This window comes from Ancylobacter sp. TW_SC_1 (assembly GCF_056836805.1).
In genome coordinates, this window is record NZ_CM166365.1 from 701,030 (window position 1) to 724,813 (window position 23,784).

Below are 23,784 nucleotides of genomic sequence, written 5' to 3' on the forward strand. Positions count from 1 at the left end.
CACCCCGACGACCCGGAGCGCGCATGGCACTGACGCGCCGCCGCCTGCTGCAACTGAGCTGCGCCGCCGGGCTCGTTCCGGCGTGGGGCGCGGGTGCGCAGCCCGCGCCGCTGGCCCGCACGATCCCGTCGAGCGGCGAGGCGATGCCGGCCGTCGGGCTGGGCACCTGGATCACCTTCAATGTCGGCGACGATCCGGTGCTGCGCGAGGAATGCGTCGGCGTGATGGGCGCGTTCTTCGCGGCCGGCGGGCGGATGATCGATTCCTCGCCCATGTACGGCTCCTCGCAGCCGGTCGTCGGCCATGGCCTTGCCCGGCTGAAGCCGGCGGCGCTGTTCTCGGCGGAGAAGGTGTGGACGTCCGCGGGTGCGGACGGGCCGGCGCAGATCGCGCGCTCGCGCGCGCTGTGGGGCGTGCCGCGCTTCGATCTGGTGCAGGTGCACAACCTGCTCGGCTGGGAGGCGCATCTGGCGACGCTGGAGGAGATGAAGGCGGCGGGGCGCCTGCGCTATGCCGGCATCACCACCTCGGAGGGGCGCCGGCACGACCTGTTCGAGCGCATCATGCGTGAGCGGCGGCTCGATTTCGTGCAGCTCACCTACAACATCGTCGATCGCGAGGCGGAGGAGCGCTTGCTGCCTCTGGCGGCCGACCGCGGCATGGCGGTGATCGTCAACCGGCCGTTCCGGCAGGGCGCGCTCACCCGTCGGCTGGAGCGCGTGCCGCTGCCGCAATGGGCCGGCGAGATCGGCGCGCGCAGCTGGGCGCAGGTCATGCTTAAATTCATCCTGTCCCACCCGGCGGTGACGGTGGCGATTCCCGCCACCACGCGCGCCGACCATGTGCGCGAGAACCTTGCCGCCGCGTCGGGTCCGCTGCCCGACCGGGCCTTGCGCGAGCGCATGGCCGCCCATGTGCGGGCGCTGTGATGGCGCAGTGGTGGACCTACCGGCCCGAGGACTTCCTCATGTTCGCGCCGCGCGTCTTCTGGCGGCTGTACGAACTGCACAATGAGGCCCTCTGGCCCCTGCCGGTCGCGACCCTGTTGCTGGGCTGTGCCGCCCTTTGGGGCGTGGCGAGCCGCCGGGTGGGCGCGACGCGCCTCGTGCTGGCGGGGCTGGCGCTGGGCTGGGCCTTCGTCGGCTGGTCGTTCCTGTGGAACCGCTACGCGGCGATCAACTGGGCCGTCGCCTATGCCGTGCCGCTTTTCGCCCTTCAGGCGCTGCTGCTCGCCAGCCGTGCGGCAGGCCGGCCTCCGGCGCCGCGAGGCGCGCCCGCAAGGCCGGCGCGATTTGCCGGCGTCCTGCTGGCCGGCGCGGCACTGGCCTATCCGCTGCTGGCGCCGCTGGCGGGCCGGCCGCTCGCCGGCGGCGAGGTCTTCAGCATCGCCCCCGACCCGACCGCGATCGGCACGCTCGGCCTGCTGCTGCTGGCCGGCGAGGCGGGGTGGCTGCTGGTGGTCCCCGTTCTGTGGTGCCTGTTCAGCGCCGCCACCCTGTGGACGCTCGGCGAGCCACAGGGCTGGCTTGCCTTTGCGGCCGTGCTGATTGCCGTGGCGGGCTGGCGCGGCGCAGGGCCGGCCCGGGCGCGCCGGTCACTCGAGGATCCGCATGACCTCGCGGATGCGCGCCCCGACCGATTCGAATGAGTTGTTGAACTGGAGAAACTTGTAGCCGGCCTGCGCCTTCGCCGCCGCCGCGGCGGGATCGTCATAGATCGTCTTCAGGAGCTGGGCGGCATGCGCGACCTCGGGCTCCGCCCAGTAGCTTCCTTCCGATCCCGGATAGTCGCCGGCCTGCAGCCGGACCGGCCGGAAATTCACGGGATAGCCGGTGTTCGGGGTGACGAAGTCGCGCGTGCCGCCGAAATGCGTCGCGACTACCACCTTGCCATGGGCGAGCGCCTCCGCCGAACCCAGGCTGAAGCCTTCCGAGCGATGCAGGGAAAGGAAGACGTCGCAGCTCTGCATGAGCGCGATCAGCTCGTCGCGGGGAATGGTGCGGTCGATCACGGTGATGCGGCGGTCGCGCGCGGCGAGGCGGCTGAGGTCGCCGCGCGCGCTGGTCAGCACGGTGCCGCGCGCCTTCACGACAAGCTCGACATCTTCCGTTCCGGCGGGAAAAGCCTCCAGGAACGCCTCGATCGAGCCCTGCGGGTTCTTGCGGGCGACGAAGGAATCGTAGTCGAACAGGGTCATGATCCGGAGCGGCCCGTGAAAGCGCGGCGGCGGCGGGGGCGCGTCGGGAAGCTCGATCGGCTGGGGCACGAGGTGGACCGGACGGTCCTGCACCGAGGTGAGCATATCCCGGATGAAGGTGGTCGGCGCCCAGAAGGCGTCGAATCCGTCGAACGCCTTGCGCCAGGCGTCGGGCACGGTCGGCAGTTCCCAATAGGTGTAATGCACGTTCTGCTGGCCGCGGCAGGCCCGGCGGGCGAAGGGCACGAGCTCGGCCACGCCCGAGACCGACAGCGCCACCGAATGGCGGCCATTGCGCGCGATCCGGGATGCCATGGTGCTTTCCGACTGGCGCCCGGGAAGCGGCACATTGATGAGGCTGGAGGGTATCTGCGCGCTGTCGAGCGCGCCGACGAGCAGGCGCGCCGCCTCGCCGAGGCCGATCTCCGACAGCAGATAGCCGATGAGGTCGACGCCGTACTCCCTGTCCTTGCCGAAGCCGGGATGAATCCAGCACGGCTTTGCGATCGCCGGCGGGCAGTTGGTCCGGTTGCAGCGCAACGACCAGATGCCGCGATTGAGACTCCTGCTCGAAATCAGCATGTCGTCCACGACAGTCGCCTTCGGCCTTTCGTCGTTCCGGCCCGCTGGTTGTCCGTCAGCCCTTCGCGCCCTGGCCCCGCGCGTAGACGTCCTCGTAGCGAATGATGTCGTCCTCGCCGAGATAGCTTCCGGTCTGGACCTCGATCAGCACCATCGGCACCTTGCCGGGGTTCTCCATGCGATGCACGGCGCCCAGCGGGATGTAGATGGACTGGTTCTCGGTCAGCAGCCGCACATTGTCGTCCACCGTCACGCGCGCCGTGCCCTCGACCACGATCCAGTGCTCGGACCGGTGGAAATGGCTCTGCAGCGACAGCGACGCGCCCGGGTGGACGACGATGCGCTTCACCTGAAAACGCTCGCCGAGCACGAGAGTTTCAAACCACCCCCACGGCCGATGGTCGCGGGGGAAATGCTCGGCCTGGCGGGCGCCCTTCGACTTGAGGGCGGCGACGGCCAGCTTGACGTCCTGGGCGCGGCTGCGGTCGGCCACCAGAACGGCGTCCGGCATGGCCACCACCAGCATGTCCTTCAGCCCGATGCCGACGAGTTCGAGCCCCTCGGCTTCCGAGCGCAGCAGCGAATTCTCGCAGTCGATGGCCGTCACCGGGCCATGGGCGACGACGGCATGCGCATCCGGCTCGCCCTCGCGCTGCACCGAGGCCCAGTCGCCGAGGTCGGACCATTCTCCGGCGAAGGGCACGACCTGCAGGTTCGACGAGCGTTCCATGATGGCATAGTCGACCGAGATTTCCTCGGCGAGCTGCCACGGTTCCGCGGCGAGCCGCAGGAAGTCGAGATCGGTCGCCGCCTCGCGCACCGCCTGGCGCACCGGCGCGAGCATCTGCGGGGTGTGGGTGTGGAAGGCCTCAAGAGCTGTCTTCACCGACATCAGGAAGATGCCGGCGTTCCAGAGATAGCGGCCATCGGAGAGCATGGCGGCGGCGCGCTCGGCGGCCGGCTTCTCGACGAAGCGTTTCAGGGCGATGGCGGTCGGCTGTCCGCTCTCGGGCTGGTGAGCCAGCTCCAGCCAGCCATAACCGGTCTCGGGCCGCGTCGGCCGGATGCCGAAGGTCACGATCTGGCCGCCGGCGGCGGCATCGATGCCGGCCCGCACCGCCGCCGAGAAGGCGTCGCGGTCCGGCACGACCTGATCGGACGGCATGACCAGGAGCAGCGCATCCGGATCCTGGTCGGCCAGGAACTGCACCGCGGCGAGAATGGCCGGCGCGGTGTTCCGGGGGCTGGGCTCGATGAGAATAGCGCCGGGGACGATGCCAGCTTCGGCGAGCTGTTCGGTGACAATAAACCTAAAGTCTGAGTTCGTAATAATGACAGGGGGCATGATATCCGGCCCCGTCATCCGCCGGGCGGCCGCCTGAAAAAGGGTCTCACCTTCCCCGAGCTTGACGAACTGTTTCGGAAAACTCTTGCGGGAAAGCGGCCATAACCGGGTGCCGGAGCCGCCGCACAGAAGAACAGGGTATAGATTCGTCATGTGAAAAATGTTGATTCGTCATCCGCAGGCTTGCGTGGAGCTACTCTGGCGGGGCGGGCGGGGAAAGGCAAGGCGAGCGAAATGACTTGACCGAAATCTGGCGGCGACGCTACCGCCTATCTGCAGCGCGTATTCGCCCGATAGTGGATTTCCCATCCTATGCTCAGCTGTTTCAAGGCTTATGACATTCGCGGTCGTCTCGGCGAGGAGCTGAACGAGGATATCGCCCGGCGCGTGGGACGCGCCTTCGTCGAGGCGCTCTCGGCGCGCCGCGTCGTCATCGGCCGCGACTGCCGCGCCTCCTCGCAAGCCCTGGCCGCCGCCTGCACCGAGGGCCTTGTCGCCGGCGGCGCGGAGGTGCTGGATCTCGGCCTGTGCGGCACCGAGGAGATGTATTTCGCGGTGACGCATTTCGGTGCCGATGGCGGCATCGAGGTCACCGCCTCGCACAATCCCATGGACTATAACGGCATGAAGCTGGTGCGCGCGGGCTCGGCGCCGCTCGACACGGCAACGGGGCTGGCGGCGATCCGCACGCTCGCCGAAGCGCCGGAGCCGGCGGGCCGGCCGGGTGGCCGGGTGGTGCCGGCCGGGCCGGCGCGCGCGGCCTATGTGGAGCGGGTGCTGTCCTTCGTCGATCTCGGCGCGCTGCGCCCGCTGACGATCCTGGTCAATGCCGGCAATGGCGCCGCCGGGCCGACCTTCGACGCCATTGCCGGCGCGCTGGCGGCGCGCGGCGCGCCGCTCTCCTTCCAGCGCCTGCACCATGAGCCGGACGGCGACTTTCCCAACGGCATTCCCAACCCGCTGCTGCCGGAGAACCAGCCGGTGACCGGGCAGGCGGTGGTGGCGGCCGGCGCCGACATGGGGGTGGCGTGGGACGGCGATTTCGACCGCTGCTTCCTGTTCGACCATGCCGGCCGCTTCATCCCGGGCGAATATATCGTCGGGCTGCTCGCGGCGGTGTTCCTCGCCAAGGAGCCGGACGCCATCATCGTTCACGATCCGCGCGTGGTGTGGAACACGCAGGACATGGTGGCGCGGGCCGGCGGGCGCGCCGTGCAGGCCCGCACCGGCCACGCCTTCCTCAAACAGGCACTGCGCGACACCGGCGCGGTCTATGGCGGGGAGATGTCGGCGCACCATTATTTCCGCGACTTCATGGCCTGCGATTCGGGGATGATTCCCTGGCTGCTGGTGGCCGAGCTGATGGGGCGCACTGGCCGGAGCCTGTCCGACCTCGTCTCGGACCGCATGGCGGCCTTCCCGTCCTCCGGCGAGATCAATTTCCGCATCGCCGATCCCGAGGCGGCCATCGCCCGCGTCGAGGCCGCGCTGGCCGACCAGAAGCCGGTGCGCGACGAGACCGACGGCCTCTCCCTCACCTTCGCCGACTGGCGTCTCAATCTGCGCAGGTCCAACACCGAGCCGCTTCTGCGGCTGAACGTCGAATCCCGTGCCGACGCGGCCGGGATCGAGCGCCGGGTGGCCGATCTGGCCGACCTCATCCGCGCGTCCGGCGAGCTTTGAGGAGCGGCGATCCGCGCCGGTTGGATAGCTGGACATGAGCGGCGACTGTGTTTACCACCTCGCGCCAACGCGCTGCAGCTTCGATGGGGGATTTTCGTGAAACGGGCATTGATCACGGGAGTAGGTGGGCAGGACGGTTCCTATCTCGCCAAGTTGCTGCTCGAGAAGGGCTATGAAGTGACCGGCGCCATGCGCCGTAATTCGCAGCCCGAGACCGCGCGTCTCCAGAAACTCGGGGTCGCCGACGACGTCCGCTATGTTGATTTCGATCTGAGCGAGCTCAACAACATCACGCGCCTGATTCGGGGCAGCTCGTTCGACGAGGTCTACAATCTGGCGGCGCAGAGCTTCGTCGGCTCGTCCTGGGAGCAGCCGATCTATGCGGCCGATGTGAACGGTCTCGGTGTTGTCCGTCTGCTGGACTCGCTGCGCACCTTCTCGCCGGAGACGCGCTTCTACCAGGCGTCGACATCGGAGATGTTCGGTCTGGTCCGGGCCATTCCGCAGAATGAAGACACCCCCTTCTATCCGCGTTCGCCCTATGGCGTGGCCAAGGTCTACGGCCACTTCATCACCGTCAACTACCGCGAATCCTTCGGAATCCACGCCTCCTCGGGCATCCTGTTCAATCACGAGAGCCCGCTGCGCGGTTCCGAGTTCGTCACCCGCAAGATCACGCTCGGCCTGGCGCGCTTCGCCCGTGGCGAGCATGTGCCGGTCGAACTCGGCAACCTGAACGCCAAGCGCGACTGGGGCTTTGCCGGCGACTATGTCGACGGCATGTGGCGCATGGTCCAGCAGGACAAGGCGGACGACTATGTGCTCGCCACGGGCGTGACGACGCCGATCCGCGACTTCGTCAATTTCGCCGCCGAGGCGCTCGGGCTGGACCTGGAATGGTCCGGCGAGGAGGAAACGGAGCAGGCGGTCGACCGCAAGAGCGGCAAGGTCGCGGTGCGGGTCAATCCGAAGTTCTATCGTCCGGCGGAAGTTGAGCTTCTGCTCGGTGATTCGACCAAGGCGCGCACCCGGCTGGGCTGGGAGCCGAAGGTGTCGGTGTGGGAGCTCGCGACGATGATGGCGAAGTCGGACTACGACGACTGGCGCGCTTGAGCCATGCGGGCTCCAGGCGTGGGCGCCGATCCGGCGCTCCCACCTGGAGCCGTGCGCGGCGGATCGGAGACCCCTTGCGGCTGAGGCGTGTGGAAGGCCAACGTTGCTCTGACGAGGCAGTTGCAGGCAAGAGGCTGCGCGAGGGACCGTGACATTCGTATCGTATGCGCAGAATTTCGAAGACGTCATGCTCTGGCGGGCGCTCAGACACGTCGAGCACGGCTTTTATATCGACGCGGGCGCCTACCTGCCGGACATTGACAGCGTCACGCGCGCCTTCAGCGAGCGCGGCTGGCGTGGCATCAACATCGAGCCCCATCCCACCTTTCTCGCCGCTCTGGAAGCGGCACGGCCCGCGGATGTGAATCTCGGCATCGCGGTCGGCGACGTCGAGGGAACCGTCACCTTCCATGGCTTCGCCAATACCGGCCTGGCGACCGCCAATCCGACCTATGCCGAGATGCACATCGAGAACGGCCGTGCGCCCGACCGGATGGAGGTGCGTTGCCGGAAGCTGGCCAGCGTCTGGGACGAGCATGTTCCCGCCGACCAGCCGGTGCACTTCCTGAAGGTCGATGTCGAGGGGCAGGAGGCGGCGGTGCTGCGCGGCCTCGATTGGTCGCGCCAGCGGCCGTGGGTCGTCGTGGTCGAGGCGACGCTGCCGCTGACGCAGATTCCCACCCATGACGCATGGCATGGCATTCTCGAGGCGGCCGGCTACCGCTTCGTCTATTGGGATGGGCTCAACCGCTTCTATCTCGCTTCCGAGCACGAGGAGTTGGCAGCGCATTTCGCCAGCCCGCCGAATGTCTTCGACAAGTTCGTGCGCGGCACCGCGGCGCGCGAGCTCGCGGCCCTCAAGCCGGCCCTGAAGGCGGCCAGGGACGCGCTCGATCTGGCGCGCCAGAAACAGGTGGAGCTGGCGCAGCGATTCGACGGCGCGACCCAGGCATTGACGCGCCTGACGGTGGAGCGCGACGAGATTCAGCGCCGCCTCGATGAATCGCTGCGCGCGCGGGCGGGGCTTTCCGAGGACGCGGCGCGGCTGCGGGCGGCGCTGGAGCAGGCGGCCGCGGAGGCCGAGGCGACGGGCGGCCACCGCGATTACCTGCTCGGACGCGGATTCTGGGAGAGCCTGCTGTTCCATCGTTCGGGCAAGCCCAAGAAGCTGGTCCGGACCCTCATGTTCCACAAGAGCGGCAAGCCGCGCGGGGTGGTACGGCGCTGGATCGTGCACCGCGACGGCACGCCGCGGCGGGCCTTTGCCATGTGGATGGCGAGCCCCGCCTATCAGGCACTGCGCCACCCAGCCGGGCGGAAGGCGCAACAGGCGCCGATGGAGACCCAGGGGCCGACCGATCTGTCGCCGCGCGCCCGGCATTTCCTGACGCGCCTCGAGGCATCGCGGGCCCGCCGCATGGACGCGTGAGATGCGGATCGTCGTCGATGTGCAGGGGGCGCAGGGCCAGAACCGCCTGCGCGGCATCGGCCGTTATTCGCTCGATTTCGCCCGCGCCCTGGCGCGTAATCGCGGCCGGCACGAGGTTCTGCTCGCGCTGAACGGTCTTCTGCCCGACGCGATCATGGATATCCGCGCGGCGTTCGACGGCCTGCTGCCGCGCGAGGCCTTCCACGTCTGGACCGCTCCCGGCCCGGTGGCACTGGCCGACCGCAACAATGCCGGGCGTGCGCGCGATGCGGAGCTGATCCGCGAAGCCTTCCTCGCCTCGCTGCAGCCGGATGCCGTCGTGGTGACGAGCCTGTTCGAAGGGCTGGGCGACGACGTCGTGATGAGCATCGGGCAGTCCGTCGACCTGCCGATCGCGGTGGTACTCTACGACCTGATCCCGCTGAACAATCCGGCGACCTACCTGCCCGACGAGGTCGCGCGCTCCTGGTATATGGGCCGGATCGACGCGCTGCGGCAGGCGGACCTGCTGCTGGCGATCTCCCAGTCCTCGGCCGATGAGGCGATCGCCTCGCTCGACCGCGACCCGGCGCGGGTCCGCAGCATGTCGAGTGCGGTCTCCGAGCGGTTCCGCCCGCTCGACCTCCCGGCGGACGAGCGGGCCGAGGTGACGGCGAGATATTCCCTGCAGCGGGACTATCTCATGTACACGGGCGGCATCGACCCGCGGAAGAACATCGAGGGCCTGATCCAGGCCTTTGCCCGCCTGCCGCGGGCCGTGCGGGGGCAGCACCAGCTCGCCATCATCTGCAAGATCACCGAGGCGGACCGGCATCGCCTGAGCCGGCTCGCGGCCGAGGCCGGCCTGGCGCCGTCCGACGTCGTGCTCACCGACTTCGTGCCGGACGAGGATCTGCTGGCGCTCTACAATGGCTGCAAGGCCTTCGTCTTTCCCAGCCGGCTCGAAGGGTTCGGCCTGCCGGCGCTGGAGGCCATGCAGTGCGGCAAGGCGGTCATCGCCTCCGACCGGTCGAGCCTTCCCGAGGTGGTGGGGCGCGAGGACGCGCTGTTCGATCCCGACGATCCGGCCGCCATGGCGGCGAAGATCGAGCAGGTTCTCACCGACGCGGATTTTCGCGCCGCGCTGGAGGCGCACGGCCTGCGGCAGGCGGAAAAGTTCAGCTGGGACAAGACGGCCCTGAAGGCGCTGCGCGCGCTGGAGGAGGCTTTCGAGCCACGCGCGCAGCCGGGCGACGAACCCGCCCGTGCCGAGCGGCCCGATCCCGAGCGCTCCCATGGCCAAGGCGCCGCCGACCCCGGCAAGCCGCGCCTCGCCTTCGTCGCGCCGCTGCCGCCGCTGCGCTCCGGGGTGGCCGATTACAGCGCCGACCTGCTGCCCGCCCTTGCCGAGCATTATGAGGTCGAGGTGGTGGTCGCTCAGGACGAGGTCGCCGAGTCCTGGGTCGCGGCGAACCTTCCGATCCGCGACGTCGCGTGGCTGCGCCGCAATGCCGACCGCTTCGACCGGGTGCTCTATCAGATCGGGAATTCCGAGTTCCACCAGCACATGTTCGAGCTGCTCGAGGAAATCCCCGGAGTGGTCGTGCTGCATGATTTCTTCCTGTCCTCCATCCAGGCTTTCAGGGGGAAGGAGAACTGGACCCGCTGCATGCTGCGCAGCCATGGCGTGCAGGGGCTGGCCGCGCTGTCGCGCTTCGAGGATGAGGAACAGGGCCTGTGGGACTTTCCGGCGAACCTGCCGGTGCTGCAGGCCGCAGCCGGCATCATCGTTCACAGCAGCTGGTCGAAGCAGCTGGCGGAACACTGGTACGGCGCCGGCGCGGCGACGGACTGGGCGGTGGTTCCGCTGCTGCGCCGAGCCGTGGAGGTGGACGCGGACCGTCGCGCCGAAGCCCGGCGCCAGCTTGGCTTCTCCGACGATGAGCTGATCATCTGCTCCTTCGGCGACGTCGTGAAAACCAAGCTGTCGAAGGAGCTTATGCAGGCCTTCGCGGCGGCGCGCCCCGCGCTGGGCAAGCGGGCGCGGCTGATCTATGTCGGCAGCGCGGAAAATCCCTATGGCGCAGACGTCGACGCGCTGCGGCGCGGCGCGGCCCTCAAGGACGCCGTCACGATCACCGGCTGGGTCGATGCCGCCACCTATGAACGCTATCTGCGCGCCGCCGACATGGCGGTGCAGTTGCGGACGAAGTCGCGCGGCGAGACCTCGGCGGCGGCGCTCGACTGCCTGGCCCACGGCCTGCCGCTGATCGTCAACGCGCACGGCGCCATGGCCGAGATAGACCCCGCCTCGGCTCTCGTCATTCCTGACGTGGTCGAGGTCGAGGAACTGGCCGCTGCGCTGATCCGTCTGGCGGCGGACCCGTCACTGAGGGCGAAGCTGGGCGCCAAGGCCCGCGTCGTCATGGCGACGGAGCACTCGCCGGCCCATTGCGCGGCGCTGTATCGCGACGCGATCGAGGCCTTCGATGCCCCGCACCGCCGCGCCGTCCGGCATCTTCCCGGCCAGTTGGCCCGGCTCGAACCCGACGAGGGCCGGGACCGTGCCGTGGCCGCGGCGCTGGCCGTGAGCTTTCCGCCGCATCCCCGGCCGCGCGCGCTGTTCGTCGACGTGAGCAACATCGCCGAATTCGACCTGCATACCGGCATTCAGCGGGTCGTGCGCTCGATCCTGTCCGCCCTGCTGGCGCACCCGCCCGAGGGGTTCTCGGTCGTGCCGGTGTACCGCGCCGCCGGCGGCCACCACATGGTGGCGCTGCGTTTCCTGGAACGGATGGGGGCGATCGCGCCGGCCTATGTGGCGGAGGAGCCGATCGACGCCTATGCCGGCGACATCTTTCTCGGTCTCGACCTCGCGCCGCTCAGGAGCGAGCGGGAGACGCAGGAGCTTGAGCGCCTGCAGCGTCTGGGCGTCCGGGTCGTTCATGTGGTCTACGACATCCTGCCGCTCCGGCTGCCGGAGTATTTCCCCGGCGCGGCGAGCTGGTTCGACCCCTGGCTCCGGATGGCGGTGTCGCTGGACGGGGTGATCTGCATTTCCAGGGCGGTGGCGGACGATCTCGCCGCCTGGATGCGCGAGCAGGCCATTCCCCGCGCCACCGCGCTCGACATCGGCTGGTTCCACCTCGGCGCGGACGTGACGAACTCGGTGCCGACGCGCGGCCTGCCGGGGCAGGCCGACGAGGTGCTCGGCCGGATCGCCCAGCGCCCCTCCTTCCTGATGGTCGGCACCATCGAGCCGCGCAAGGGGCACCGCCAGGTGCTCGCCGCTTTCGAACGGCTCTGGGACAGCGGCGTCGACGTCAATCTCGTGATCGTCGGCAAGCAGGGGTGGAATGTCGAGGATCTGATCGCGCGCATCCGCCGGCATTCGGAGTATGGAGTCCGGCTGTTCTGGCCCGACGAGGTCAGCGACGAATATCTCGACCGCATCTATGCCGCCAGCACCTGCCTCCTCGCAGCCAGCGAGGGCGAAGGCTTCGGCCTGCCGCTGATCGAGGCGGCCCAGCACGGGCTGCCCCTTCTGGCGCGGGGGCTGCCGGTGTTCCGCGAGGTAGCCGGCGCGCATGCCAGCTATTTCGAGGGACGCGATCCGGCGGGCCTCGCCGACGCGGTCGAGGCCTGGCTGGGACACTGGCGCGCGGGGCGGCATGTCCGTTCCGAGGGAATGCCGTCGCTGGGCTGGCTCGAGAGCGCGGAGCAGCTTCTGCGCGTGCTGGGCATCTAGTGGGTCGACCGAAGCGGACGGAACCCGTGCGCTTCGAACATTGATCCAGCGATCAATGTTTTGTGGGCTGCCCGGGCGGCGTTCGCCGTGCCCGTAACGCTCAGTCGATTCTCTGGAGGCGGTAGCCGGTGAAACGGAGGTCGCTTTGTGGTTCGACCCAGAGCCGGATCTCGGCGTCCGGCACCGCCCGGTCGAGCTTCATCGTCTGATCGAGGATCAGGCCCTCGGTTCCGCTGTGGTCGGGAATCGGAAAGTGCCCATGGATTTGGGCGCCCTCGGAGGAAGCCACATCGGCCCAGGCTCCGGCGGGAGCGGTCGCCGTGCCGAAAAGCGTCAGCCTGTAGGTTCCCGGACCGATGGGAGCGTAGGGGCCGAAATGGAGGTAGCCGGCCTGGCCCGTCGCACGGAGCGCGCGGTCCCGGATTTCGCCGACGAGATGCAGGGTGCCGGCATCGAATTCGTCCTCCGCCACGCATTCCGGCGGCAGACAGAATGTCCGGCGGATCCGACGCTCCAAGGCCTCCTTCCGGTCGGTGGGCCTCAGTTCGGGCGCGAGCCGGACGGTGGCGTAATAGGTGCGCTCGTCGATGCTCACAAGGCCGGTGGCGGACAGTTCCTTGAGGGTGGCGGCGACATCTTCCCGATATTTGTTGGGGCTCGGCCATACGTGGGCGGCCACGAGAAGGTCGATATAGGGGAGGACCACGACGTCGGCTTCGTGCCGTGCCAGCATCAGTAATATGCGTGCACCGAACGCATCATCATACCGGGACATCGGGAACTGGCGCATGATTTCCGGCCAGTTCTCCCGCGCCTCCATCAGGTTTTTGTCGCCGCCGATATTGTACGCATTCGTATCGGAGGCCGGTGCGAGGTAGTTGGCGAAGAAATCGTTCCTGTAGGGAAGAAACGCAATCCTCTCGCCCGGCACCAGCTCTTGCCGCAGATCGGCGACGAGTTCACGATCAATCGCCATGAAATCGTCCCGGTTCTCCGCGTTGGCGCGCCAGGTCTTGGTCAATGGGGGGAGATTGGAGACGACGAGCAGGGCGCATATCAGTCCCGCCGTCAGCCGGCGCCCCTGTGCCGCGAGCCGGCCCAGCAGCAGCACCAGGAGCAGCCAGAAGCCGAAATAGGCGAGTGCGATCCAGCGATACGACGCCCGCATGTTCCTGAAACCCGGAACGTGCTTGGAAAGCCACGCCGTTCCGGTGGAGCCGAGCGCGGCGCTGGCGGGCATCAGTTCGCCGGCGTCGAGCAGTTCCGCCGGGCGGGTCGAATCGATCTTGAGCGAAGGCCCGAGCGACAAGTAAAGGCCGCACAGGGCGAGGAGGAGGAAGGCTGTCGCGAGCCATCCCCTCTGGCGATGGGTGAAGATCCATGCGGCCAGGCCGACGAGGGCGAATGGCAGTATGAAGGTCGAAACCCAGACCGAGTGATCACCGAAAAACTGCCGTTGCGTCCGTTCCTGACTGATGTTCAGGAGGTCGCCGATCCAGAGTACCCCCTTGGTCGGCCACAGGAAAAAAGTCAGATCGGCGCCCCACCCGCGGAAGAAGGTAATCGGCGCGGCATCGAATTGCGTTTTGCCGATATAGAGGGCGTAAAGCAGATAGGCCGCCGCGAACGCGATGGCATGAACCGGTGCCGCGAAGAAAACGAAGTACTTCCAGCGGTCGCGGATGTTCAAGAAGGCGCCGAGGAGCAGCAGGCTCGACCCGACGGCGAACATCATGAAACTGTAACCATCCATGAAGACGGACGTCAGACAGGCGAGCAGGTAGAACGCCGCCGTACCTGCTCGGCCGGGCGCGGCCTGATCGCGAGCGGCGATCAGGCGCAGGACAGCCAGGAAGTAGAATGGCAGCAGGGCAAAGCCGATCGCGGACATCGAATAACTGGCATGCACCCAGATCAACGGCAGGCTGGTCCAGATGAACGCGGCGGCGACGGCGAGGTAGGGGCCGGCGCCAAGCCGCAGCGAAATCCGCCACGCGGACAAGAAGGCGACGGCAAGCCAGATCGCCACCATTGCCGAATACGCATCCGCGGGATGGAGGCCGGCGCATATGAGGAGGGCGACGGGATAGGCCCCGGCCAGGCCAAAGGCGATGGCGGCCGGCTCGGGCGCTCCGAAATGAGTGGCAACGAGGCCCGGCGGAAAGCTGTCGGCGAAGGAGAGCGCGAAACCGGAGGTCCAGATCGCCTGTCCCAGGGTGGGCGAGGCAATGCCCGGCAGGGTCCCGTGCAGCATCCATGTGAGCACCAGCCCGAAGATGAGCGCCGCGTAGCTGCCGGCGGTCGGCTGCGGGAGGGAGTGTCTCATGCCCTGATCCGTCCGAGGAACGCCCCGAGGGCGAAGAAGGCGACATCGCCGGCAACGTTGACGATGCGGCCAAGCAGCACCGCGAGCAGGATTTCCGGCTCTGTGCCGACATCGACGAGCAGGAACAGCAGGATCGCCTCGCGCACGCCAAGGCCGGCCGGCGCGCCCGGCGTCACCAGCCCCCCGAGCCAGGCCAGCACGAACGCGCCAGCCACCGCCACCAGAAGACCCGCCGAGGTGTCGAGCTCAGGCGCGGCAATCGTCAGGCAGCCGACGAACACCGCTCCCGACAGCCCCAGGAACAGCGCCTGCTCGGCCATGGCGAGGGCGACGCGGCGCGACAGCAGCCGCGCGACGACGGCGATCGCGCCCGCCAGGGCGAGGATGAAGGCCAGTGCGCCGGCGAGGACCGGCATCTGCCTGAAGACGAGGCCGAGGGCGAGCAGGCCGAACAGCCCGCCCGTCACCGAGATCAGGCCGAGCTCCCAGAGGGTGGAGCGCGCCAGCGCCCATGCGCTGTGGCCCGCGGCCATACCCATCATCTGCCGGCCGGCGACGTGGAAGATGTTGCCGGGGATGTATTTGGCCAGTTGCGAGACACCATAGGCGTGGACCGTCCAGAGCCGCGTCGCATGCGCCGTGCAGAAGGCGAGGAGCTGGCGCCAGGCCAGCGCCAGCAGGATGTTCGCGGCTCCGTAGACCAGCGCCAGCGCGCCGAGCATGGCGAGATCGGCGGCGGACAGGCCGCCGAAATCCAGCCCGGCCGCATGCTGGCGCAGCCGGAGCACGACGAAGACGCCGCCGAGCAACGCCAGCGCCCCGCCGATCCAATGCAGCAGCCGTCTCATATAATCGTGCTGGCACGCCCGGCCCCGGCACGCCCGGCCTTGGCGCGGCAGAGCAGCATGGTCCAAGGAATGGGCGTCCGAACGGCCACCACGTCGAAATGGCGGGACACAAGTTCGATCAGGCCGGATTTGGACCAATGCTGAACATGCCCCTCCGTATTCCCCAGCGAACCGAGATACTTGCCGCGTGCCATGTTCAGGACCCGCCACAGCGGCTCGCGCGGCACGCTCACGATCAGGTAGTTGGTGGTGATGTCCTTCAGGACACGCAGCGCCTCTTCCGGCCGATCAAGGTGTTCGAGAACCTCGCAGCAGACGATGAGGTCGGCGCTGTCTTCCGGATATTTGAGATCGTAGATGCTCTTGACGCTGAAGATGCCGGGGTCGAGCTCCGCGGCGTTGGCACGCGCAATGTCGATCACCTGCGATGAGAAATCACTTCCGCGCGTCGCGATTCCTGCCTTGCTCCACTGGCTCGTCCAGTACCCCTCTCCGCAACCCACCTCGTGGATCGACGTCGGTGCAGCAATTTGGACAAGTCCCGACAGACTGTCCGAGAAGCCGTGCATGAGGTGGCGAACGATGGGGTTACGCGATCCGTATTTGTCAAAGACATTGCCGATCGCAATGTCCGCTTCCTTTAGTCCGCCCGCAATCTTCATGCGATATTCCTCGGCAGGCTGGCGCGCCAGCCCTTATGTCTAGCTCTTGGACTTCAAGATGTGCCGCACGTCCTCCATCAGCCGGCGGTTCGCCGCCAGCAGGTCGGCGACGAAGGCGATCAGGATGGTCTGGAATCCCATGCCGAGCAGCACGCCGCTGAGGATCAGCGACTGCACATGGCCCTCGCCCCCGCCGCTGAGATAGGCCCAGAGGAAGCGCAGGCCGATCAGGAAGCCCGCCGTGAACAGCACCATGCCGATGGTGCCGAAGAAGCGGAACGGCCGGTAGATGACGAAGATGCGGATGATGGTCGCGATCGACCGGCGCAGATAGGAGGGGATGCTCTTCACCAGCCGCGATGGACGCAGGTCGGCATTCACGCGGACCGGAACCGAGAGGATGGGGATGCCGCGCTGGCCGGCCTGGATGATCGTCTCCAGCGTGTAGGTGTAGGTGTTGAACACGATGAGCTGCTGCGCCGCCCGGCGCGAGATCGCCCGGAAGCCGCTCGGCGCGTCGGGGATGTCGGTCTTGCTGGCGACCCGCACGACCCAGCTTCCCAGCTTCTGCAGCCCCTTCTTGACCGGCGAGAAATGCTCGATGGAGCTGATCGGCCGGGCACCGATCACGATATCCGCCCGCCCCTCGATCACCGGCGCCACCAGCGTGGGGATGTCGCCGGCATTGTACTGGTTGTCGGCGTCGGTATTGACGATCACGTCGGCGCCCAGCCCGAGACCGGCGTCGAGCCCGGTCATGAAGGCGCGCGCGAGGCCCATATTGACGCTGTGGCGCACCACATGATCGACCCCGTTCGCCTTGGCGACCGCCGCCGTGTCGTCACTGCTGCCGTCGTCGATTACCAGCCACTCGACGCTGTCGAAGCCCTCCACCTGCCGCGGCAGTTCCGCCAGCGCTATGGCGAGGGTTTCGGCCTCATTGTAGCAAGGTATCTGGATAACGAGCTTCATCGACGCGGCTGGGCCCATCTGAGACAGGATCTGGCCAATGGCGGCCGGCCTTCCTGCATAACGAAAAGGTGATCCCGTGGCGAGCATGATCGGCCCGGCCAAGGCCGGAACGGTACTCGCTTCCATGAAGAGCCGCATGCCCGGCTTCAACTATAGGCGCGCCTGGAGCGCAGCGGGATCGGGCGCAACCCGGATGTCGCGGTCCTCGGACCAGACAACATGGCGCGGCCAGGGATTGCGACCGTCGCGCAGCCAGATGACGGTATCGAGCCAGAAGCCGGCGGCGTGGCTGTCGTGGAAGAGGTCGAAATGGCCGATCGCGTCCCGCCCGTAATCGGAAGGGGCGATCCGCACCAGCGTCCGCGCGGCGCCCGTATAGTAGCGCAGCGTGCGGCGCAGCGCCGGGATCGTGCCGAATTCGTCGTCGGCGACGGACACGGCAAGGATGTCCGCCTGCACGTCCGCCATGCGCGCGACGGCGGCGGCGCGCTCGCCCCTTGGGTGGCTCCTTTCGAAGCGCGGCCCGCGGAAACTCCATTCATGGGCGACGCCGGCGGGCAGGTCTTCCAGCCAGCCGAGCCGGCGTCCGGGAAAATAGCCGCAGAGGGCGGTCGCCGCCGGCATGACGAGATGCCATTTGAACAGCAGGCCGAGCCGGCGGCGCGGCGCGTAGTCGGCCCACCAGGCATATTGCGCGCCGACGGTGAGCATGCGGCGGATGTCCCTGCCGTTTTCCGCGAGACCGGGCAGGAATCCGCCGATGCTGTGGCCGACCACCATGAGCGGTCCGTGACCCGCCTCGCGCGCCATGAAGTCGAGCGCGGCCTCGACGTCGCGTTCGCCCCAGTCCCGCCAGCGATAGCCGCAGCCGCGCAGGCGCGGCGGCCGCGACAGGCCGATGCCGCGGTAATCATAGGTGAGCACGTCGAAGCCGTGGCCGGCGAGGAAGCGGGCGTAGCGGTGATAATAGCGGGCCGGCACGCCGGTGGCGGGATTGATGACGACGGCGCCGGCATCGCCGCGCCCCTGGCCGCGCCCCTGCCAGAAATGCCCGCCCAGCCCCACTCCGTCCCGGCAGGCGATCGCGACGGCCCTTGCCTCGCTCCCGGTCATAGCACTCCCCCTGATCGTCACGGCAGACGCTAGAGGCCGGCGGCGTTGATGTATATTCACTAGGCGGTATACATGACGCATGGAGACCAGCACGGCGCCGACCCGCGAGCGCATCCTTCAGGCGGCCGGCAAGCTGTTCCACGGTGAGGGCATCCGTGCGGTCAGCGTGGACGCGGTGGCCGCAAGGGCCGGCGTCACCAAGCGCACCCTCTATTATCATTTCCGCAGCAAGGACGACCTGATCGCTGCCTATCTGGCGGCACGCGATGCGCCCAACCTCGCCTGGTTCCGGCGGTATTACGGCGAGGCCGAAGGCGACGTCGCCGCGCGGATCGAGGCGCTTTTCGGCGCGCTCGCCCGGTCCGCCGGCCATGCGCGCTGGAAGGGCTGCGGCTTCCTGCGCACCTCGGCCGAGCTGGTCAACATGCCGGGGCATCCGGCGCTTCAGGCCGGCCGGCTGCACAAGAAGCGGGTCGAGGACTGGCTGTGCGGGCTGTTCGAGGAGGCGGGCGCCGGCGACGGCGCGCGCGAGCTTGCCCGGCAGATCGTCCTGCTGATCGACGGCTGCTTCGCCGTCGTGCTGCTCAACCGCGACGCGAGTTACATGGAATCGGCCGGCCGCGCTGCCGGGGCGCTGGTGCGGGCGGCACTCGGCTTGCCGCGATAGGGCGTCGACGCGGGCGATGGGGTCGAAAAAGAAATCGGCCCGATCCTGCGATCGGGCCGATATGGGTCCGCGCAGGCCGCGCGGTGGCGATGCGCGGCCGGAATCAGCTCGCCGAGCGCGCGTTGGCCTCGGCCTGGTCGCGGATGGCGGCCGCGCCGTTGCGGGCGGCGAAGGTCTCGGTGGCGTTGCGGCCCTCCATGACGGTCTGGTGGGAGGCGGCCGGCTTGTAGCTGGCCGCTTCGGCGGAAGCCGCGCCCAGAGCGATGGTGGCCGACAGGATGGCGAGGGCAAGGAACTTGTTCATGACGGTTCTCCAGAAATCGCCGGGCAGGTGGGGGGCAGTGAGAGGCGGCCCGGTCGTCATGGAAAGCTAGGGGTCGGCGGCGGCGGCGGATATCATGCCTGCGCTTAGCCGGATCATGAGTTCCGGTCGTCAAGCCGAAATCTTCGGATGATTCCGGTACGGCAGCTTCCTATCGGGCAGGCGCGATAGTTCCGGGGCGGTTTCGAAAGAGCGATGACGCTCCCGCCGCTTAAATCGCAGGTGCCGCCGATGGGGCGGCTGGCGTTCCGGGCCCGTGCGTCCGGCGTGAGGCGAGGGCCGGACCATGCCTGGGATGATGACGTTCCTGAGCCGCAAGGCGATCCCGGCGATCTGCGCCGGCGCGAGCGTGCTCGCGTTGTGTTCCGGCGCCGCACGTGCCGACGATCCCGCATTCTATCAGGTCTCCGCCGCGTCGCTGCGCGGGCGGCCCGGCACGCTCATCAAGGCCGAGCCCGTCACGCCGCCGCCCGGCGCGACGATGGCCTACCGTATCCTCTACCGCTCGCGCAGCGTCGATGGGGCGCCGGTTGCGGTTTCCGGCGTCGTGGCGGCCCCGCCCGCCGGCGCGGGACGCGAGCCGGTGGTCACCTGGGGGCACGGCACCAGCGGCATCATGCCCGGCTGCGCGCCCTCCCGTTTTCCCCGGCACGCCTTCGGCAGCATCAGCGGCCTGCAGGAGCTGCTCGCCGACGGCGCTATCGTCGTGGCGACGGACTATCAGGGGCTCGGCGCCGGCAAGGTGCATCCCTATCTGGTCGGGGCCAGCGAGGCGCATGCGATGATCGACGCGGTGCGCGCCGCGCGCGCTCTGCCCGGCCTCCGGGCCGGCCGCCGCTTCGCCAGCTGGGGTTTTTCGGAAGGCGGGCAGGCGGCGCTGTTCACCGGTGCCCTTGCGCGCAGCTATGCCCCCGAGCTGCGCTTCGAGGGCGCGGCGGCGGTCTCGGCGCCCACCGAGCTGCGCCGGCTGTTGCGGAACGACGCCGGCACGCCGGCCGGCGAGGTCGTCGCCTCCTTCGCCGCCTGGTCGTGGAGCCAGACCTATCATGTGCCGATCGGCGAGGTCGTCCGACCGCAGGCGCTGCCGGCGCTGGAGCACATCGCCACGCTGTGCAGCCTCAATGGACCGGATCGGCTTGCGCTTGGGCTCTCCACCTTCGCCTTCGCCGGAACCGGCGTGCTGCGCCATGATGCCGAAGATCGTCCCGGCTGGAGCCGGCTGATCGCGGCGAATTCGCTGCCGCTGCCCCGCGGTGTTCCGGTTTTCCTCGCGCAGGGCGGCGGAGACGCTCTCGTGGCACCGGCGACGACGCGGGATTATGCCCGGCGGCTCTGCCGCGACGGGGTGGCGCTGGACTACCAGCAGATTCCCTTCGCCTCGCATGGCGGGGCGGAGATCGTCAGCGCCGGGCCGGCGACGAGCTGGCTCGCCGCCCGGCTCGCCGGCGCGCGGCCGCCCACCGACTGCGCCGATCTGGCCGATGCAGCGACGCCCCATCGCGGCGGGGCGGGCCGGCGCTAGCGCAGCAGGGCGCGCAGCCGGCGCCGCAGCCGGAAGGCGAAGCGGCGGATGCGCTGCTTGATGGCGTCCAGACGCAGCGCCGTGACGATGCGCCGCCGCACGGCGTTGGCAGTGTCGATCGCCCATGCCATCCAGGCGATGGTCATGAGCTTCGCCCGACCGGCCGAGAAGATGCGTTCGATGAGGACGAAGCTCACCAGATGGGCGAAGAGGAACAGCACCGTGCCCCGGCGCTCGGCGCCGTTGGCGATCCAGATCAGGCCGACGAATTTCAGCGGCTCGACGATGGCATAGGGAATGGCGAGCAGCGTCAGGACCGCCCAGGCGGACAGGCCGCCGACCCAATGCTCGAAGGCCTGCATCACCCGGAGCGAGGCGATGCGGGCGATGAGGGGCCGGTAGATCGGCCTTACCAGTTCGTCGAGGATGATGACGAGGGCGCAGGCTAGGCGGAAGGCAAAGCCCAGCGCGAGACGAAGCGGATGCCGCCTGTGCGGTCGGGGCAGCGGTCGGGGTATGGGAGGCGGCGCGGGCGTGTGGGCGCGCTGGTCCTCGGCGGCAACGCCCACCGGCGGGGCGCCGGAGCCTTCGTCCGGTGCGGCCAAGGGCGTCAGCTGTCGGTGGCGGCCGCGCCGCGCTCGCCGAGCGCGCGGTCGATGCATTCGATCATGGCGTTGCCGTCGAACGGCTTGGCGAGGAAGCCGATCGCGCCGGCGGCATGGACCTGGCGCCGGATGCGCTCTTCCGGGAAGGCGGTGATGAAGATCAGCGGCGTGCGGTCGCCCCGATCGCGCAGCGCGGTCTGCAGCTCGACGCCGCTCATACCGGGCATCTGCACGTCGGTGATGACGCAGGCCGTCTCTCCGCGCGCCGGCGAAAGCAGGAAGTCTTCAGCGGACGCAAATGTGCGTGCCTTGAAGCCGAGCGATCGGACAAGACTTTCAGTAGCGATCCGCACGGATTCATCGTCGTCGATGATCGTGATCATCGGGGTCGAGGACACGTCAACACACCTCATCAAGAGACTTCCGGCCAGCCGTCACGGTGCCGGGCTGTCGTCCATATAGACCCCAATACACCTTAATTCGAATTATACAGACGTTTGCCGAATTATCTCTTGGCGCTGGATAGACCCAACGTTTCGGCCATACGCACCAGATCGGCGAGCGAGCCCGCGCCCATTTTGCGCATCACGTGGCCGCGGTGGATTTTTACCGTTATCTCGCTGAGGCCGACCTCGGCGGCGACCTGCTTGTTCATCAGGCCGGAGGTGACGAGCGCCATGACCTGCTTCTCGCGCGGGGTCAGGGTCTCATAGAGCGTCTGCACGCCGGATACCGCCTGGCGGGCGTCGCGCCGCTCGCGGTCGATCGCCAGCGCGGCGGTCACGGCGTCCAGCATGTCCTGATCGCGGAAGGGCTTGGTCAGGAAGTCGACCGCGCCGGCCTTCATGGCCCGCACGCTCATGGGGATGTCGCCATGGCCGGTCATGAAGATGATCGGCATCTCGATCGCCGAGCGGGCGAGCTGGGACTGGAAGTCGAGACCGCTCACCCCCGGCAGGCGGATGTCGAGCACCAGGCAGCGCGGCACCTCGGGAAGCTTGGCGCCGAGCAGCTCGGCGGCGGAGCCGAACAGCTCGACCTGCAGGCCGATGGAACGGAACAGGCTGGACAGCGCCGCCCGCAGGTCGGCATCGTCATCCACCACGATGACGAGGGGATCGGTCGACGGCGCAGGCGGGCGGGGCAGCGTACGGCTGATCACGACATGCTTTCCTTCGAGGCGGGGAGGGCCACGGTGAACAGCATGCCGCCACCCTGACCAGGATCGGCGGCGATGCGCCCGCCATGCGATTCGATGATCGATCTCGATATGGACAGGCCCATTCCCATGCCATCCTTCTTGGTGCTGTAGAAGGCGTTGAACAGCTTGGGGAGGCTTTCCGGGTCGACCCCCGGGCCGTTGTCGCCGACCTCGATGAGCACACAGGTCCGGTCGGGGCGTTCGTCGACCCGCGTGGCGATCCAGAGCCGACGGTGGTCCTCTCTCACGCCCGCCATCGCCTGCACGGCGTTGAGGGTGAGATTGAGCACCACCTGCTGGAGCTGGACGCGATCGCCGAGGATCGGTGGCACCCGGTCGTCGAGCGTGAGGTCGAGGGCGACACGGTGGCTCATCCGTTCGCGTTCGAGCAGCGGCAGGACTTCGTCGATCACCTCGTTGACGTGGACCGGTGCCTGGATCGGTTCGTCGCGCCGGGCAAGCGAGCGCAGGCGCGCGACGACGTCGCTGGCCCTGCGGCCATTGGCGATCATCCGCTCGACCGATGCCCGGGCCTCGCCGACATCGGGTTCGGCACGGCCAAGCCAGCGCAGGCAGGCTTCGCCATTGGTGACGACGGCGGCCAGCGGCTGGTTGACCTCGTGCGCGATCGACGCCGTCAGCTCGCCCATGGTGGTGATGCGGGTCACATGGGCGAGCTCGGCGCGCGTCTGGTTGAGCGAATTCTCGGCCTGCTTGCGCGCGGTGATGTCGCTGTTGGTCTCCATGGCGGCCAGCGGCCGGCCCTTCTCGTCCCGCTGCAGCGACCAGCGGCTCATGACCGTGACCTGGGTGCCGGATTTGCGGGTATGGATGAGCTCGCCCTCCCATCGCCCGGTGCGGAACAGCTCGGCGCGAATGTCGGCGAGCGGCACGGGAAAGACCGTCTGCAGCAACTCGGTGGCCGGGCGGCCCACCACTTCCTGCCGCGTCCAGCCATAGAGCTGCTCGGCGCCGTGGCTCCAGTAGAGCACGGTGCCGGCGGTGTCGCGGACGAAGATGGCGTCATGGGTGAGGTCGAGCAGGTCGGCCTGACCGCGCAGCGACTGGGTCGCGGCCTGGTTCTCCAGGCACAGCAGCGTGGTCACGGTGATGGCGGCGATGCTGACCAGCACGCGTATCGTGGCGGCCAGATCGTAATCGTCGCTGTGCATGATGAAGAAGCTGAGGATGGTCAGCCCGATGCACAGTCCGGAGATGGTGAACAGCCCGGGACGGTCCGAATGGTTGGCCGACAGCAGCACGACCACGACATAGAGCACCGCGATCGCCATATCGAGCGACGAGAAGGTGTCGATGGTGAAAATTGCGGCCGCCAGGACCGCAGCGACGACCGGCATGAACCACCGGCTCGACGGTCTGTCGTCCAAGATCGCTCCCCTTGAATTGTACATCGCGCCCCACCTGTCCGTGTCGGCCATCGAACGGTTGCCCCTCGAGTGCCGCACTCTA

General features: G+C 68.3%; 20 protein-coding genes. 8 read left to right on the plus strand and 12 right to left on the minus strand.

Annotated features, from left to right (window positions below):
- Nucleotides 1-23: 23 nt before the first annotated feature.
- Nucleotides 24-929 (plus strand): aldo/keto reductase, encoded by a 906-nt coding sequence (locus tag AC1PZ7_RS03270; RefSeq protein ID WP_482358090.1) that lies wholly within the window; start codon nt 24-26, stop codon nt 927-929.
- Nucleotides 929-1,648: a DUF6064 family protein gene (locus AC1PZ7_RS03275; protein WP_482358091.1), complete on the plus strand. Its 720-nt coding sequence runs from the start codon at nt 929-931 to the stop codon at nt 1,646-1,648. The genes AC1PZ7_RS03270 and AC1PZ7_RS03275 overlap by 1 nt, the downstream gene beginning before the upstream one ends.
- Here the strand turns inward: AC1PZ7_RS03275 and AC1PZ7_RS03280 are convergent.
- Nucleotides 1,595-2,779, minus strand: a complete 1,185-nt coding sequence (locus AC1PZ7_RS03280; protein WP_482359553.1) for a glycosyltransferase — start codon at nt 2,777-2,779, stop codon at nt 1,595-1,597. The two genes, AC1PZ7_RS03275 and AC1PZ7_RS03280, sit on opposite strands and share 54 nt — an antisense overlap.
- 55 nt (nt 2,780-2,834) lie before the next feature.
- Complete coding sequence (locus tag AC1PZ7_RS03285) at nt 2,835-4,277, minus strand: mannose-1-phosphate guanylyltransferase/mannose-6-phosphate isomerase (RefSeq protein WP_482358092.1); 1,443 nt, start codon at nt 4,275-4,277, stop codon at nt 2,835-2,837.
- Nucleotides 4,278-4,436: 159 nt separating this feature from the next.
- On the opposite strand from AC1PZ7_RS03285, the gene AC1PZ7_RS03290 reads away from it, so the two are divergent.
- The 4 genes from AC1PZ7_RS03290 (at nt 4,437) to AC1PZ7_RS03305 (ending at nt 12,076) form a co-directional block, all read left to right on the plus strand.
- On the plus strand, nt 4,437-5,807 hold the full coding sequence (locus tag AC1PZ7_RS03290; protein ID WP_482358093.1) for a phosphohexomutase domain-containing protein: 1,371 nt from the start codon (nt 4,437-4,439) through the stop codon (nt 5,805-5,807).
- 96 nt (nt 5,808-5,903) lie between these two features.
- Complete coding sequence (gene gmd / locus AC1PZ7_RS03295; protein WP_482358094.1) at nt 5,904-6,920, plus strand: GDP-mannose 4,6-dehydratase; 1,017 nt, start codon at nt 5,904-5,906, stop codon at nt 6,918-6,920.
- Between the two features lie 148 nt (nt 6,921-7,068).
- Nucleotides 7,069-8,349 (plus strand): FkbM family methyltransferase, encoded by a 1,281-nt coding sequence (locus AC1PZ7_RS03300; RefSeq protein WP_482358095.1) that lies wholly within the window; start codon nt 7,069-7,071, stop codon nt 8,347-8,349.
- Between the two features lies 1 nt (nt 8,350).
- Nucleotides 8,351-12,076 (plus strand): glycosyltransferase, encoded by a 3,726-nt coding sequence (locus AC1PZ7_RS03305; protein WP_482358096.1) that lies wholly within the window; start codon nt 8,351-8,353, stop codon nt 12,074-12,076.
- Between the two features lie 100 nt (nt 12,077-12,176).
- Here AC1PZ7_RS03305 and AC1PZ7_RS03310 read toward each other — a convergent pair whose 3' ends face one another.
- The 5 genes from AC1PZ7_RS03310 to AC1PZ7_RS03330 form a co-directional block, all read right to left on the minus strand.
- On the minus strand, nt 12,177-14,402 hold the full coding sequence (locus AC1PZ7_RS03310) for a hypothetical protein (protein ID WP_482358097.1): 2,226 nt from the start codon (nt 14,400-14,402) through the stop codon (nt 12,177-12,179).
- Nucleotides 14,399-15,250 (minus strand): hypothetical protein, encoded by an 852-nt coding sequence (locus tag AC1PZ7_RS03315; protein WP_482358098.1) that lies wholly within the window; start codon nt 15,248-15,250, stop codon nt 14,399-14,401. The genes AC1PZ7_RS03310 and AC1PZ7_RS03315 overlap by 4 nt, the downstream gene beginning before the upstream one ends.
- On the minus strand, nt 15,247-15,912 hold the full coding sequence (locus tag AC1PZ7_RS03320) for a class I SAM-dependent methyltransferase (protein WP_482358099.1): 666 nt from the start codon (nt 15,910-15,912) through the stop codon (nt 15,247-15,249). The genes AC1PZ7_RS03315 and AC1PZ7_RS03320 overlap by 4 nt, the downstream gene beginning before the upstream one ends.
- Before the next feature lie 39 nt (nt 15,913-15,951).
- A complete protein-coding gene (locus tag AC1PZ7_RS03325) occupies nt 15,952-16,884 on the minus strand; it encodes a glycosyltransferase family 2 protein (protein WP_482358100.1) in 933 nt (310 codons plus the stop codon).
- A 150-nt stretch (nt 16,885-17,034) separates the two neighbouring features.
- Nucleotides 17,035-17,997: an alpha/beta hydrolase family protein gene (locus AC1PZ7_RS03330; RefSeq protein ID WP_482358101.1), complete on the minus strand. Its 963-nt coding sequence runs from the start codon at nt 17,995-17,997 to the stop codon at nt 17,035-17,037.
- A gap of 79 nt (nt 17,998-18,076) precedes the next feature.
- Here AC1PZ7_RS03330 and AC1PZ7_RS03335 point away from each other — a divergent pair, with 79 nt between their 5' ends.
- Nucleotides 18,077-18,664, plus strand: coding sequence for a TetR/AcrR family transcriptional regulator (locus AC1PZ7_RS03335; protein ID WP_482358102.1), 588 nt, complete (start codon nt 18,077-18,079; stop codon nt 18,662-18,664).
- A gap of 103 nt (nt 18,665-18,767) precedes the next feature.
- On the opposite strand, the gene AC1PZ7_RS03340 is transcribed toward AC1PZ7_RS03335, so the two are convergent.
- Complete coding sequence (locus AC1PZ7_RS03340) at nt 18,768-18,968, minus strand: hypothetical protein (protein ID WP_482358103.1); 201 nt, start codon at nt 18,966-18,968, stop codon at nt 18,768-18,770.
- Nucleotides 18,969-19,281: 313 nt separating this feature from the next.
- On the opposite strand from AC1PZ7_RS03340, the gene AC1PZ7_RS03345 reads away from it, so the two are divergent.
- A complete protein-coding gene (locus tag AC1PZ7_RS03345; RefSeq protein WP_482358104.1) occupies nt 19,282-20,508 on the plus strand; it encodes a lipase family protein in 1,227 nt (408 codons plus the stop codon).
- Here the strand turns inward: AC1PZ7_RS03345 and AC1PZ7_RS03350 are convergent.
- The 4 genes from AC1PZ7_RS03350 to AC1PZ7_RS03365 all read right to left on the minus strand — a co-directional run bounded on the left by AC1PZ7_RS03350 (nt 20,505) and on the right by AC1PZ7_RS03365 (nt 23,702).
- Nucleotides 20,505-21,113: a hypothetical protein gene (locus AC1PZ7_RS03350; protein ID WP_482358105.1), complete on the minus strand. Its 609-nt coding sequence runs from the start codon at nt 21,111-21,113 to the stop codon at nt 20,505-20,507. The genes AC1PZ7_RS03345 and AC1PZ7_RS03350 overlap by 4 nt on opposite strands.
- A 5-nt stretch (nt 21,114-21,118) precedes the next feature.
- The gene (locus AC1PZ7_RS03355; protein ID WP_482358106.1) at nt 21,119-21,526 is read right to left on the minus strand and encodes a response regulator transcription factor; all 408 of its coding nucleotides are present in this window, start codon (nt 21,524-21,526) and stop codon (nt 21,119-21,121) included.
- 92 nt (nt 21,527-21,618) lie between these two features.
- Complete coding sequence (locus AC1PZ7_RS03360) at nt 21,619-22,275, minus strand: response regulator transcription factor (protein WP_482358107.1); 657 nt, start codon at nt 22,273-22,275, stop codon at nt 21,619-21,621.
- Entirely contained in the window at nt 22,272-23,702 is a 1,431-nt protein-coding gene (locus AC1PZ7_RS03365) for a PAS domain-containing sensor histidine kinase (RefSeq protein WP_482358108.1), read from the minus strand. The genes AC1PZ7_RS03360 and AC1PZ7_RS03365 overlap by 4 nt, the downstream gene beginning before the upstream one ends.
- Between the last annotated feature and the right edge of the window lie 82 nt (nt 23,703-23,784).